The following is a 13,476-nucleotide window of genomic DNA, read 5'->3' on the forward strand; positions in this document are numbered from 1 at the left end:
TGCCGGATCCTATGGCCCACCAGAGGCGGCCTCGGAGTGGACAAGCCCGTTTGTCTGGCCTACCTCTCCCAAAGCCGACCCTTGGTTTTGGGAGGATTACTCATGAATCGAAACACAATAATTGGCTTCGTCGTCGTTTTGGTGGTCATTGTAGCCGTGCTGATATTCCGGTCAGATTTCGATCAACCCGCTACCAACCCCAGCCCGCCAGCTACACCACCTGCGTCAGCTGGTACAACACCGCCAGCAGCTTTGGCACCAACTACACCAGCTCCTTCAAACTGACGAACAGACCACGAGGTCGCTACTTCTGATGGCTCATGGTTCAGCAGCAAGCTCTTTTGACCTCCTTCAGCTCGCTTTTGGGGCGCGGGTTAAGCCAGTCAACACAACTTCGATGCACCTCTCGATTGGCTTGGACGAGATTGCTTCGAAATCCTTAGAGATGATTGCGCGCCGCTAAGCCGGCATGTTGTCCTACGGCCTTACCCGATGCGCCAGCAACCCCGACCACATCCAGGCTGGGCCAATTTCGATCGGCTATTCGGTGCGATGGACAAACGGCGCGTTCAGCGTTCGAACCGCTCCAGCATCCTCTTCAGTTGCGCATTTTGCAGCTGAAGCTTGCGCGCCAGCTGGTCCCGCAGCAGCCTGATCTCTTCATCAAGGCGGATTGCATCGTCAGAAACGGCGGGAACGCCTGGAGAGGGTGGCGGAACGGCTTCACCCCCTGCCGCTTTCTTGCCCCGCGTGCTGCGCTTTCGCGTTGCACCTTCTGCAGTCTGGGAGGGTTTTGGTGCGTCGTGTGCGGCCGTACCGGCGTCATCGGACAAGGCCGGATCAGCCGGCTCCGCAGCCCTGGCGTCTTCGATATCTGCCGTGCCGTGAACACCGCTTGCCGTTTCTTCGGAATGATCCGGGTCCGCTGACACCGCCTCCGATTGTTCGTAAGCGACCGGCTTTTCGTCGACCGGAGCATCCGCGGCGTTCAATCCGTTGTCGGCGACCGTTTCAGTCGGTTTGGCGATGGCCAATACGTCCGGCTTCACGTCATCGGTCGGGCCGTGTTCCTGGCGCTGCTGACGTCGCGGTGACACAAGCCGGGCAAGAAGTTTCCAGGGAGACGCCATTTTATTCGACCTCGTATTCTACCTCGCATGCAGGCTGCGAGCAAAAGCGTTGGCGGCAGGACTAGCCGCCGCCAGGATATTCGTCTCGATATAGCCTTGAGAATGGGGCCCGCGCTTGACCGACGGCTGCCGATCAACCGAGGTTGAGCCGCTTTCGCAGATCGGCATTTTCAGCGCGCAGCTTCGCGGCCAGCTGCTTGCGCAGTCTTTGGTTTTCTTCTTCCAGCTGCAGGAGATCCGCAAACTCGTCAACGGCCGCCACCGACGGAGCGGTCGCTGCCTGCTCGGCCTTCGGAGCACGTTTGACAGGCGCACGTTTGGCGATCGTCGCACCTTCGTCGGACTTTGCCTTGCGCCCTCTCTTCGGCTTGACCGCTGCGGCATTCGAAGCCGCTGCCGGTTGCACCGAAACTGCGGCTGAGGCCGTCTCAGCGGCCGCCTTTTTGGCGCGAGGTTTGCGCTCCTTCTTCGGTGCAGGCGCCGCAACCGTCGGCGTGTCAGCATCAGTCATCGTATTGTTTTCGTCGGCCATTATGGTCTCCTGTAAAGCCGATGCATTTGTCTCCTGCTCGATCGGCGGTGTCAACAACGCCGCCGCCCGTTGTTCTCCGGCGAAAGACATTCCGGTGCTGTGAACCTGGGAAGTTTCCGGCAGGAACGGCATTGCCTCGTCCTGCAGATCCTGCGCAACGGACTTGAGATCCATGTCTCCCCAGATCGAGTTCGGATTGGGATTGAGTTTTCGCCGACCCGATCTGTACTCGACGGCAAAGCTGCGCTGGACTTTTTTCACTTTGAGAGGCCTTGGGTATCTGCGGTGATGTTTCGGCGACGTTTTCAGCATCGCAACAAGCCCTGCAGATAACCCCTATCGCCCCGGCGGTCCAGTCCCGAGGGCTCTGTTCCTAGCAAGCCGCATCGCCTTCCAGTCCGCGAGGTGCTACGGCGTCAGGCCTGGAAAAGTTGTGCCCGGCTTCGCGCCGCCTCCGAAAATTCACGCGTGACTGTGAACACAGGATCGACCTCGCCCCCGCCCGGAAATTCAACCGCAGGACGGGACGTCGAGTTAGGAACTTCCCATGACACGAAAAAGGGCCGGAGACATAGTCTCACGGCCCAAGTTTTCTCATCGACGCGTAGGGAGGAGACCGCATCGAGAACCATAGGGTAGCGAATCATGGTTAGCGAAGCGTAAACACCGGTCGCTGTGCCTGTTTTGGGCGCGGCTCGTGTTCTGACACCGAGGTCCGGCCCTGCATGGCGTCCGGGCGACCGAAAACAAAACCTTGCATTTGATCCGGAATCTTTTCAGCGACGCGACGGCGTTGTGCTTCCGTTTCGATACCTTCGACGACAATGGTGAGGCCTAGGCTCTTCCCGAGCGCCAACGTACAATCGATGATGACCTCGGCGACCGGGTCATCATCGAGCGCTGCGACATAGCTGCGATCGATCTTCACCTTGTGGAACGGGTAGCGGCGGAGGTTGGTTATCGACGAGTAACCGCTGCCGAAGTCATCCATCACGAGCTTAACGCCGATGAAGGCAAGCGTGGTAAGGCATTGCGTGACGTTGGCACGATCCTCGAGCAGCCCCGTCTCGGTAATCTCCAGCTCAAGTCTTTCTGGCGCAAGACCGCTTGTTTCAAGGGCGGTCGTCACGTGTTCGATTAAATCGGGAGAAATTAGTTGTCGCGTCGAGACATTGACGGCGACGAAGAGCCTGTCGTCCCAAGACGCCGCCTGGTGGCAAGCCTCTTCGAGGACCCACTTCCCAATCTCGACGATGCTGCCGCTCTCCTCCGCAGCTTCGATGAACACCGCCGGGGATAGGACGCCGTAAGTTGGATGGCGCCATCGCAACAGTGCTTCATAGCCTTGCGGCTCACCCGACGCCGTTTCGACGATTGGCTGGTAGAGCAGGAACAGTTCGCCGGCCTGGGCGGCGCTGCGCAGCTCTTCTTCCAGCCTCCGCCGCGTACGCAGTTGCTGGTCAAGAAAACGGTCGAACCCGCATATCCTCCCCTTCCCTTCGGATTTCGCACGGTACAGGGCGGCATCTGCATTATTCTGCAACTGCTTGAGTTCAAGTCCATGTTCCGGGAACGTCGCGATACCGATGCTCACGCCTAACGCCCCTGCCTTTTCGTGCGCATCAAACAGCGATTTGAAGTTTGCGAAAAATGCCGCGGCAGCTTGCCGGGCCGCAGATGCCTGACATCCCGGCAACAGGACAGAAAATTCATCTCCACCCATCCTCCCCACGATCGCGCGGTCGTCGAACGAAGCGTTGAGAACATCGGCAACCTGTTGCAAGATCAAGTCCCCCTCGGCGTGGCCATGGACATCATTGATCGCCTTGAAGCGATCAAGATCAAATGTCAGCAGCGAGACTTCATTTCCCCCAGCCGCAGCTTCGGCGATAGCTTCCTCAGACCAACTGGCGAACGAACGCCGGTTCAAAAGGCTGGTCAGCGGATCATGGGAGGCAAGATGGACCAGTTGCCGGTTGGCCTCCAGCCGCTCGCTGATGTCTCGCAGACCGAGTACCGACGTTTCGCGGCCGCGGTATTCTATAATGCCCTCGACGATCTCGACAGGAACCGGGCCCTTTGGCGACTTCAGGACACCTTGCGGCCCTTGCCGGTCAACCAGAAAATCAGACAGAACCGACGACTTGAGTTCGGCGACCGCCTTCCCGATGAGTGCTGCAAATCTCTCGTTGGCATGAACAATCCGCCCGGCCCGTGTCAATACGACTGCCTCGAACGTCGCGTTGGCAAGCCCTTTGACATCCGTCAGGTGCCGATCGAAGAATAGTGCCGCAACGCCTGTAGCGATCAACAGACTGGAGACGATACAGACGCCGACCGCAATGCCCACCCGGTCGATGAATGTCAGTGTACGAGCCGCGTCTGAATACAACGGCACAATATCAAAGCCACTCATCGAAACGAAGTGATGGCTGCAGACCGCGCCGACGATCAGCAGCGCTGCGAGGATCAGCCGACCGCCAGTCATCCGATGAGCAAGAACCAGCATCGCACCGACTCCAAACGCGCCGCCCAACATCCATGCAGCCACCTCGGTCCCCAGGTCGCCTTCAATAATGGCAGAGGTACTGATAGCGCTGAGCCCGATGGTGTGCATTGTTGCGATAGCCAGTCCGAGAAAAACCCCGGCAGCGACGGCACCTTGCCGACCTCGGCCGCAGAGGGACGCAAAAGTCGCAAGACAAGAGACCGCAATCGCTGCGACGATCGACAAGCCTGTCTCCACCAACCGGTAGGAAACGGGAATACTGTATGAAAGCATGGCGATGAAATGGGTTGCCCAGATGGTTCCGCCAAACACAGTCCCGGCGACGGCAAGCCATAGGTTCCGGTGCGCCTTGACGCACTGCCGAGCGCGCGACAACATGAAGACCCCTGCCAGGTTGCCGGCGGTGCAGACGCAGATTGCAACAAGCAAAAGCAGCCAGTTGTGTTGCTCAGTGATACAGGAAACCAGTTGGGACATCAGGACCTCCGGCTGACATCCTTTCATGCCCGTCTGACCCCTGAGTTAGAGAAGTCGGTAAAATTTTAAGGATTGATAGTCGAGACTCCCTACCAAAGGCCTTGCATCACAGCCTCGGGAACTTGACGGAGAGAGGGCCCAAGGTCTGTCGCGAAACGGATGAGAGAGTGCTCCGCCACAGTTTTGGCGCCGGGGCCAACAATTTTCGCGGCTGCTGCGATATCTTCTCGTTCAATGCCAACCAGGAACCGTTTAATGAATACACCGCATCAGGTTTTCAGCGTTCTTTTCATTGGATTGCTTCCCGTCCTGTTCTCATGCAACGGCAGGACTGTATCGTCGGCGTCGCCCCAACGAATCTGCGCGCCCACTGCGGCTCAGGCACTTGCGGGGAAGCCAAGGCTAACTGATCAGGAAGTTATGCGGTTGACGGGTGCAACCATTGTCCGTCAGATCAGGCCGGACCAAATGGTCACTCACGATTTCAGGGGGAACCGCGTGACCATCGAGACGGATCCAGCAACGGGCCGGATCGTCAGGGCGACTTGTGGCTAGGCGATATTCCTCCATCTGCACCCGCGCGATTTGCTTTTAGCTGGCTGTAGCCGAGCACACGTCCGTCGAACGGAATGGTCGGCCTCTGTTCCCGCACCGGCAGCTAAAATCACGGCCGTTGATGGTGCAACCGGAACGAGCCATTCCGATGAAAACTCTACGATAGGACTATTAAGCTAGGAATGTCCTTCAACTGAATGGCTCGACGCTGGCGTGAGGTGGCGCTGAAACCAAAGCTACGCGTTGTGAGAATTTAGGCTGAGACTTTCGATGCGGGCCAGGCGGTGCAGCATCCTGAGGTCAACCAGGAAATCCCACTCCGATGAACAGATACCGATCCGCTAGTCACCTTTTCGGCCCAGGCGCTTAATCCGTTCCACTAACAGTTGGGGATGATAGGGATGGTCAAGCGGCCCGTCTTCGCATAGATCGCCGGCAACAGCCGCGATCTTCTCTACCGTGTGCGTCAAGATAATCTTGACCTCCGGTTGTTGTTTGCGAACGAAAGATGACACCGCGAATCCGCTGTCGTCCTTGAGGCCAACGTCCGTCACAACGATATCCACTTTGTGATGTGCGATCGCTTGTCGGGCCTCATCGGCACCCGTTGCCTCAAGAACGCGGTAGCCACACTCGCGCAGATATTGCGCGACCGCTGTCCGCTGGGGCGTATTGCTATCGACCAGCAAGATTGTTTCAGCGATGCTGTGGTCCATCACCGGTAGCTTTCATCAACTCTAACAGCCGTTGAACGGCATCCGAAGCAGGCTTGCTCATGACAAGGTGGCAGAGGTCCTGAGATTGCTCAACCAGATATGCTGCGCCAGAGACGATCGCGATCTTCATGTCGGGAAATTGCTCGCGCACATGGCGGGCGAGATCCAGCCCGTCCTTCTGGCCCGGCATCTGGATGCCGGTCACCAGGAGATCGAAATGCAGAGGATGGCGCAGCAGCTCAATGGCTTCGTCAGCCGAAGATACTTCCACAACTTCCCAACCCAAATCACGAATGCTCTGGGCAAGATCGAGCCGAACCAAGATCTCGTCTTCAGCGATTAGAACGCGAGGAGCGCCGCACGCTTCAATTTCTGTCGCGCTCACGTCATCAGGCGCCATTGCATCCCCTCTTCGGCCGTTGAGGCCAACGAAGAAGTCTTCACAGGACGATTAGTTCCTGCCTACAGCATTTTCCAGTCTGATTAGGGCCGCACTCAGTTGAACGGACCAAAGGAGAAGTCTGGCCGCTTGCCGAGGTCCTATCGGCCCCGTCGCTGCGGATACCGATGTGGCAATGGAGCGCTAAGCGCGGCTGTTTAAGGTGCTCGACGTCGGCAGGCGCTGCCGCTGCTTCGGGTGGAGGTCAAAACTCAGATGAGCGTCAGCCTGGTTGGACATCGATGTTGAACTCCAGTTTCTCAACGTTGATTCCCTCCCCTCGACTTTTTGAACGGTCGGATGCAAGCAGCCTCGCGCACGGCGCAGGAAACGCGCCGAGGTAATTGCAGGCACTTCTAGATAGATCCAGATTGCTATGCGATAGCGTGTTGGCATCTGAAAAGTGGGGCTGGTATGGTCCAGGGGCGTTTTGCAATCCGGTGCTGGGTCACGCCGCAATCCGCGGAACCTCCAGACGCCGAAGCTTACTTCGATGACATGCGGAAGCTGGAGCACTCAGTCGTTCGTCTCCTGCGTGGAGGGAAGTACAAGGTGGTCGTTGTCTACGATTGGGACCCGGCAACGAGGGGACAAACCGAGCTCGGCACATACACCTTGGAGGACATTGGCCAATTTTCTTGCACGGAAAGAAAGACCGGACCCTAGCCTGCTCATACCTCTGAGCGGCGCTGACCTAGCTCAGGTCAATCGCGGACGCACCAACGGATGCGGCATCTTCGAATGCAATGAAGGAATGCGAGGCCGTCGGTAGTGCGACGTGCGAGGTCATGCCGACCTTCGAACAGTGCGGCGCCTATATAGGCAACAAGGCGAGCTACGCGACGGGCATAGGTAGCACAGAAGCAGCAGCGCAGAAGGCTGCGAAGGCCGAATGCCCCGAGTGCTCATCGTCTCTGACTGCCATTGATGGAGCAAGCCCGCTGGCTTCAACCGGCGGACTGTCACTTTATCGTTTGAACCTGCTTAACCCGCCGCCCGTGAGGCGACGGGTTTGAAGGGGAGACACACCATCTGACGAAGCCGTTTGAATGGTGCCAGGGACGCTATGGCTTCGCGTACTCGCCAGATAAACCCCTCTGCTTCTCGCATGTTCCGGCGTCGGACTTCAGTCTGACTAACGAGCCTCTAACGTAGGACCGTTGTGTTTTGGTCTCATCTTAGGGGTGGATGCCTTGGCAAGCTGCTCTAGGTAGGGCGGCAACACCGGAGGCCCGATCATGGATTTCGTCTATGCGCCCGCTCTCATGTGCGGTTCGATCATTCTGGGAATTGCCCTCATCTATTTCGCGCTGAAGTAGATGAGCCTGCTTAGGCTAAGTTGGTCTCGGACCGAGGCTTACTCCGAAAAGCTGATTTGTGCATTGCGAGCAATGCTGGTTCTATGCTCGGCGGCTGGGGGAGAACTAGCCGGGGAATAGCATCGTGCGTATATCAGTGAGCGACAGCATCGACCTTGAGCAACAGGTCCGGATGTTCACCGACGTCATCAAGGATATGAGAGCCAGGCAGACCGAGCCAGCACCCTGTAAACGGATCGCCGACTACGAAGAGATTGTCGGCGAACTCAAGGAAGCCATCGCTGCCACGATATCCGCACGGCTGCACTAGGCTTGCGGAAAATTTGGAGACCCGTGTCGATTTGATTTCCGGGAGGAGATCAGGATGTACCCGACACCGCCCAGTCAGCACGAATTCCTGTTTTGCGTCCGCCAGACGGACGTACTCGGCTGTCTAGTCTCAGGAGCGTCGTGGTTGGCGTTCAACTAAGAGCGATGGGCATCCGAAAGGTAGCTATAGACGTTGCTACTTTAGGTGATCTAGCCGGGACATTGCTGGCGAACTACGTTCGGCGGCATGACAACCAACTCAAGAATTGCTGGTCGCCGAGCGGGGATTGGTGCTGGTGGGATAGTCCTGCTAGGCGCCGTCGTCGCCGGCTCCTATTTCGTGTCTATAGAGCGAAGCAGGCCGAGCAACTGCCGCCCATTCCTGGCGCAGCTATCGTGTCGCCTGCCCGCTGGAGTGAGCGTAAAAGGCCAACGCTTGCGGCTCAATCCCGACGAACGTCGAGATAAGGAAACCGCCGATTCCTCGTTTAGCGAGCGGTGGTTATAAAAGGGCGCACCTCAGGATCGGGTGCTGGGGCCGAACCACCGGCACGTATTCCATCACGAAGGCCCAGCCTGTTGCGATGCCCATCACGCCTTCAACGTGACGACCGCCCCTTCCAGATTATTCGCGGAGAACGACAACCTAGCCATGGCATCCTACATCTGCCCTTTGAGGCACTTGCCACCCTGAGGATCCCGCTCGGCGATGAAGTTGCCTCGTCATCGCTGCCGGAATCAACGTCGGAAGGCATGAACAGCTGGCAAGGAGATACGGGCCGCCGGGTGGAGATAACCAGAGTAGAGCGGGCGAATGAGAACGGCCGAATAGAACCTCATGGCCGTCCTCGGGATCCCGCTAAAGTAGATTTCGAAGCCCGACATGATGACCACACCGACCTTCGGCATCACGCGTCTATTAAAATCATGCCACGACCGCGGCCGTTGTCTTTGAACCCCTGAGGGCGTTCAAGCTCCAGATCCCGGGCCCGGCCGCGAATATGTAGAGAAAGACGATGCAATACAACATAGCGGGTTCGCCATGGTTGAGAACCGGGAAGAAGCCACCCGAGCCATGCGCGATAAAATAGGCGAACGCTATCAGGCCGGACAAAATGAACGCAACCGGCGGGGAAAAAGGCCAAACACCAGAAGGAATCCATCGGACGGCGGCGTGCGCGGATAAGAGTTGCTAGAATGGGGTCAGAACAAGGTAGTTGCCGTCCTCCCCTCACAGCATTGCAAAATGCCGAGGTGATGTGGTTGTAGCCCCCAGGACGGAGAAGACGGCAAAATGAAAGACAGGGTGATTAATGGCGGAGGCGGGGCACGAAGCCGCTATCCAATGGACTGATCTTCTGTTTCCTCGGCAGGCCATATTGCGAAAGCCAGCGATGTCCGCCTTGATGGGATCTGAACCGACGGCCCCGCTATTCCTATTTTCGCTTGGTGACAGATTGTCTATGCAGAGCAAGATCTTGGTTCGGCAGGACGGATGTGAACCGGCGACTGACAACCAATGATTCACTCGCGAAGCTCTGGCTTTTGCGAATGAATTTCGCGACAGAGATTCCCCCTAAAATTCAGCGGCGGCGATATTGACTCGAATGTTAGGAATTTCGCGACAATGCGGCCAACAGTTCGGCCAGTTGATCGGCTTGGGCGTCGTCCAGCTTGTCGCCTAGATGTCGCTGAATCGCCGCCGCATAGACGTTCCACATGCGCGCCTGCATGGCCCGGCCGTCCTCGGTGATGATGACCCATCGACCCCGTCCATCCTCGGAAAACACCTCGCGCTGAACAAGACCGGCCTTGTCTATTCGGTCGAGAAGCCGGGAAAGATTGTGCTGCGCCAAGAGGGTGCGCTCCTCGATCTCGTAGGGCCGCAAGCGACCACCCTCGGCCCGCGACAGCTCCAGCAGCACGTCATACCAGCCAAGCGAGGGAAGATCGGCCGCCTTTAAATCCTGCTCGATCGCGCCAAGCACGAGCTGCTGGGCGCGCATGAGACGCACCCAAGCCCGCGTGATGGCGGGAGAGGGCTGCTGTGCTTTGGTATCTGAACAATCGGACATAAATGCAGATACATGTATCTTGACGGACAAGGCAAGCCCTCATATAGATGCAAGTACATCTATAATCGGAGATCGTTTTTCATGACCCAAGAGCAATTAACGGACTACGGGGTAACGCTGCTGCGCGTCAGCCTCGGCGTGATGTATCTCGCCCATTCCATCGCGCTCAAGCTGTTCACCTTCGGCCTTGCCGGTACGGCGGGCTATTTCGAGTCCATCGGCCTGCCCGGATGGCTGGCTTATGGGACCTTTGCCGCCGAAGCCGTGGGCGGCACGATGCTGGTTCTCGGCATCTATGCGCGTTGGGTGGCCGTGGCCCTGATCCCGGCACTTCTCGGCGCGATCATCTGGGCGCATGGCGGCAATGGGTGGGTGTTCAACGCGCCGAACGGCGGTTGGGAATATCCACTCTACCTCATCGTCCTGTCTATCGCGCAATTTCTGCTTGGCGACGGCCGCCATGCACTCCGCCCCTCCCCCTCCCTTCGCTGATCTGCCCAAGGAGATTTCACCATGTCCAACGTAAAGCTGACCCTCATCAGCCATCACCTCTGCCCCTACGTGCAGCGGGCCGCGATCGCCCTGACGGAGAAGGGCGTGCCGTTCACGCGCCGCTATGTCCATCTGGCCGCAAAGCCGGACTGGTTCCTTGCCATTTCCCCGCTCGGCAAGGTGCCCCTGCTGATCGTCAAACAGGACGGTGGCACGGACATCGTGCTGTTCGAAAGCGCCGTGATCTGTGAGTATCTTGAAGAAACGCAGCCCGGCGCGCGCCTCCATCCCACCGATCCGCTGACGCGGGCGAGGCATCGTGGCTGGATCGAATTCGGCTCATCGATCCTCTCGGACCTCTGGGGCTTCGAGACCGCCAAGGATTCCGAAAACTACGAGGCCAAGCGCAACGCCCTGATCGACAAGTTCGGCCGTGTCGAAGCCGAGCTGGGCGACGGTCCATTCTTCGCCGGCTCGGCGTTCAGTCTGGTCGATGCGGTCTTTGCGCCGATCTTCCGCTATTTCGATGTGTTCGACACCATCGCGCCGACCGGCGCGTTCGACGCGCTGCCCCGCGTGACGGCATGGCGAAAGGCACTGGCAGCGCGCCAAAGCGTCCGCGAGGCCGTCACACATGATTACGCTGATCGCCTCAAGACCTTCCTGAAGAACCATGACGCATGGCTGCTGAAAGCCACCGCCTGACGAATTCGCAAAAGTCCCAATTAAAACGACGCTTGTCTTCCTGACTTTAGCGACATCGCAGAATAGGGAGTTTCGTGGCAGCCGGAATGTCCGGTGTTGGCGGTTCCGGTCAATCCGAAAGATTCCAATGATCCTGGCAGGTAATAACTGGAACACGAGTTGGATGTCCAGTTGTTCGACCGCACCCGTCGACGTGTCGCGTTGACTGACGCCGGCCAAAGTCTACTTGAAGAAGGTAGCGTCGCGCTCAAACAGCTGACTCTCGCCGTGGATATGGCGAAAAGAGCAGCACAGGGCCGTGTCGGAAGGCTGACGATCGGTTTTGCTGATGCTGCGGCGCTGAACGTTCTGCCCACACTGACGTCAGAATTTGCGCGGCTTTTTCCGGAGGTCAACATCATCCTCCATGAGATGATATCGGCCGATCAGGTCGAGGCTCTTCGAGCGGGCAGGATTCAGATCGCCTTCCTTCGCCCCGTCTTCGACGAAGAGGACCTTGAGACCGCTTTGCTGCTGCGTGAGCCCTACGTGGTTGCCATTTCGGGATGATCGGACAGCGACGGCATTGCGCTTCATGGAGATGGCAAAGAAATTCTACCGGCCGCCGCGATAACACTCACGGTGACGCGCCTTCATTGGCGAAGACGCTTGCCCGTATCCTTGTCGAAGAACAATGTCTTGTCAGCTTGCGGCTTGATTTTCAGGACGTCACGCTGCCGCGCCCCGATCCTGCCCTTAAAGACGCAAACAACGCCCTGCCCCCCAGGCTTGCCCAACTGCGTCTCCAACGCGGTCCGACTAGAGTCCGCCGCGCAACTTTGGCCGCGATGGGAACCAATTGCATGCGTGGGACCGCTGCTAAAACCGCTTCTCCCTTCGTCGAAACGTTCGACCTAGCTCCTAGTGAACCTTTGTTAGGGACAGATTTGAGAGCTTTTCCGGATTGCGTACCACGAAGATATCGGTGACCTCGCCATCAGCGTTGTAAGCAAACGTCAGTGCGCCAACGGGCTTCCCAGCATCTAGAAGGATCAGCCCCGGTGAACCGTTGATGTCTTCGACAGCGAGCTCATACGAAGACCACCATTGACTGAGATTGTCCGTAACAAAGGATAGGACGTCTTGCCCGATCAATATCTCATTGAGGGTCACAACCTTGCCGCCACCATCCGCTGTGAGCCGGACGTCTCTTGACAGAAGGTGAGCCAGGGGTGTCGGGTGCCCCGTTCGAACAGCCGTTTGGAACGCGGCGAGGAGTTCCTCCTGCCTCTCCACGGTCGGGTTGTACCGTCGGTGATCGTCGCCGATGCGGCTCTTGGCGCGGGAGACGAGCTTGCGGCAATTCGTTTCATTCATGTCGAGTGACGCCGCAACATCGGCATAAGACATCTCGAAGATCTCGTAGAGCAGGAAAGCCGCCCGCTCTCTCGGGCTCAGTCGTTCCAGCATCAGCAAAAAGGCTGTAGAAAGGGAAGACGCTAGATCCATTTGTCTCTCGGCCTCGTTCTCAGTGACGGCGTGCAGTGGTTCAGGGAGCCAATTGCCGACATAGTCGACCCTGCGGCGGTATGATGCTCTCAGGAGGTCCACGGAAATGCGGGTACAGACCGTCGTCAACCAGGCTCCCGGCGAAGCGACATCTGCCTTGTCCGCGGCTCGCCAGCGCAGGTATGTGTCCTGGACGGCGTCCTCAGCCTCCGCGCGCGAGCCGAGGATCCGGTATGCGATCCCCAGAAGTCGGGGCCGCATGGTTGCAAAGACCATCGTGTGTTCTTCATTGCAGCAGGCCGACGCGAGATCCTCGCGCCGACCCGAACTTTGCTCACTCACTTGCAAGACCTTTCATCCACTTCGGGGTCGCCGAGCGGAACTCTGACGGTCCCGCAAGCAGTGCCGCCGTTTCCCGCTCATATTCCGGGTACCATGGCTGTTGAGTAAAGTCGCGACCACTCGTCTGATCGGCGTAGAGCTGGAACACGACGATAACGTCAGGATCCTTGTCATCGATGCAGTAGAAATAGGCCGGTTGCTGGCTGTTAGCCGCCACATAATCACGGACGTATCTTTCCCAGATTTCCTGGACTTCGCTACGCTTGCCAGGCTTGGCAGTATGCCTTACGAAAAGGGCTGTCTTACTCACGCTTTTCTCCTAAGTTTTCATGCTTTGCTGAGGGTGACGGAAAGGGTGAATGGGCCAAACGCTCTGTCTGCGCGGTTA

General features: G+C 58.0%; 15 protein-coding genes. 7 read left to right on the top strand and 8 right to left on the bottom strand.

Annotated elements, in window-relative coordinates:
• Nucleotides 1-569: 569 nt before the first annotated feature.
• The 3 genes from ACSQ3G_RS29160 to ACSQ3G_RS29170 all read right to left on the bottom strand — a co-directional run bounded on the left by ACSQ3G_RS29160 (nt 570) and on the right by ACSQ3G_RS29170 (nt 4,648).
• Nucleotides 570-1,130, bottom strand: coding sequence for a hypothetical protein (locus tag ACSQ3G_RS29160; protein WP_436112767.1), 561 nt, complete (start codon nt 1,128-1,130; stop codon nt 570-572).
• 133 nt (nt 1,131-1,263) lie between these two features.
• Nucleotides 1,264-1,923, bottom strand: a complete 660-nt coding sequence (locus tag ACSQ3G_RS29165) for a transcriptional regulator (RefSeq protein WP_436112768.1) — start codon at nt 1,921-1,923, stop codon at nt 1,264-1,266.
• 388 nt (nt 1,924-2,311) lie between these two features.
• On the bottom strand, nt 2,312-4,648 hold the full coding sequence (locus ACSQ3G_RS29170; protein ID WP_436112769.1) for a bifunctional diguanylate cyclase/phosphodiesterase: 2,337 nt from the start codon (nt 4,646-4,648) through the stop codon (nt 2,312-2,314).
• Between the two features lie 167 nt (nt 4,649-4,815).
• Here ACSQ3G_RS29170 and ACSQ3G_RS29175 point away from each other — a divergent pair, with 167 nt between their 5' ends.
• Nucleotides 4,816-5,058, top strand: a complete 243-nt coding sequence (locus ACSQ3G_RS29175; protein WP_436113258.1) for a hypothetical protein — start codon at nt 4,816-4,818, stop codon at nt 5,056-5,058.
• A 10-nt stretch (nt 5,059-5,068) separates the two neighbouring features.
• Nucleotides 5,069-5,203 carry an I78 family peptidase inhibitor gene (locus ACSQ3G_RS29180; RefSeq protein WP_245441356.1) on the top strand — a complete coding sequence of 45 codons (135 nt, stop codon included), beginning with the start codon at nt 5,069-5,071 and terminating at the stop codon, nt 5,201-5,203.
• Nucleotides 5,204-5,544: 341 nt separating this feature from the next.
• On the opposite strand, the gene ACSQ3G_RS29185 is transcribed toward ACSQ3G_RS29180, so the two are convergent.
• Both ACSQ3G_RS29185 and ACSQ3G_RS29190 read right to left on the bottom strand, forming a co-directional pair.
• Complete coding sequence (locus tag ACSQ3G_RS29185; RefSeq protein ID WP_105405424.1) at nt 5,545-5,919, bottom strand: response regulator transcription factor; 375 nt, start codon at nt 5,917-5,919, stop codon at nt 5,545-5,547.
• Nucleotides 5,900-6,319: a response regulator gene (locus ACSQ3G_RS29190; RefSeq protein ID WP_436112770.1), complete on the bottom strand. Its 420-nt coding sequence runs from the start codon at nt 6,317-6,319 to the stop codon at nt 5,900-5,902. The genes ACSQ3G_RS29185 and ACSQ3G_RS29190 overlap by 20 nt, the downstream gene beginning before the upstream one ends.
• 746 nt (nt 6,320-7,065) lie before the next feature.
• Here ACSQ3G_RS29190 and ACSQ3G_RS29195 point away from each other — a divergent pair.
• Together ACSQ3G_RS29195 and ACSQ3G_RS29200 are read left to right on the top strand one after the other, a co-directional pair.
• Entirely contained in the window at nt 7,066-7,374 is a 309-nt protein-coding gene (locus ACSQ3G_RS29195; protein WP_436113227.1) for a DUF4189 domain-containing protein, read from the top strand.
• Nucleotides 7,375-7,801: 427 nt separating this feature from the next.
• Nucleotides 7,802-7,987: a hypothetical protein gene (locus tag ACSQ3G_RS29200; protein ID WP_172746226.1), complete on the top strand. Its 186-nt coding sequence runs from the start codon at nt 7,802-7,804 to the stop codon at nt 7,985-7,987.
• A gap of 1,609 nt (nt 7,988-9,596) precedes the next feature.
• Here ACSQ3G_RS29200 and ACSQ3G_RS29205 read toward each other — a convergent pair.
• Entirely contained in the window at nt 9,597-9,992 is a 396-nt protein-coding gene (locus ACSQ3G_RS29205) for a MarR family winged helix-turn-helix transcriptional regulator (protein WP_436112771.1), read from the bottom strand.
• Between the two features lie 150 nt (nt 9,993-10,142).
• On the opposite strand from ACSQ3G_RS29205, the gene ACSQ3G_RS29210 reads away from it, so the two are divergent.
• The 3 genes from ACSQ3G_RS29210 to ACSQ3G_RS29220 all read left to right on the top strand — a co-directional run bounded on the left by ACSQ3G_RS29210 (nt 10,143) and on the right by ACSQ3G_RS29220 (nt 11,807).
• Nucleotides 10,143-10,553, top strand: coding sequence for a DoxX family protein (locus ACSQ3G_RS29210; protein WP_436112772.1), 411 nt, complete (start codon nt 10,143-10,145; stop codon nt 10,551-10,553).
• 21 nt (nt 10,554-10,574) lie between these two features.
• Complete coding sequence (locus ACSQ3G_RS29215) at nt 10,575-11,258, top strand: glutathione S-transferase family protein (RefSeq protein ID WP_436112773.1); 684 nt, start codon at nt 10,575-10,577, stop codon at nt 11,256-11,258.
• A 171-nt stretch (nt 11,259-11,429) separates the two neighbouring features.
• Nucleotides 11,430-11,807 (top strand): LysR family transcriptional regulator, encoded by a 378-nt coding sequence (locus ACSQ3G_RS29220; protein WP_436112774.1) that lies wholly within the window; start codon nt 11,430-11,432, stop codon nt 11,805-11,807.
• Nucleotides 11,808-12,158: 351 nt separating this feature from the next.
• On the opposite strand, the gene sigJ is transcribed toward ACSQ3G_RS29220, so the two are convergent.
• Together sigJ and ACSQ3G_RS29230 are read right to left on the bottom strand one after the other, a co-directional pair.
• Complete coding sequence (gene sigJ, locus ACSQ3G_RS29225) at nt 12,159-13,022, bottom strand: RNA polymerase sigma factor SigJ (protein ID WP_436112775.1); 864 nt, start codon at nt 13,020-13,022, stop codon at nt 12,159-12,161.
• A 58-nt stretch (nt 13,023-13,080) separates the two neighbouring features.
• Nucleotides 13,081-13,398 carry a putative quinol monooxygenase gene (locus tag ACSQ3G_RS29230; protein ID WP_436112776.1) on the bottom strand — a complete coding sequence of 106 codons (318 nt, stop codon included), beginning with the start codon at nt 13,396-13,398 and terminating at the stop codon, nt 13,081-13,083.
• Nucleotides 13,399-13,476: the final 78 nt, after the last annotated feature.

Source organism: Neorhizobium tomejilense, assembly GCF_964254135.1.
Lineage (GTDB): Bacteria > Pseudomonadota > Alphaproteobacteria > Rhizobiales > Rhizobiaceae > Neorhizobium > Neorhizobium tomejilense.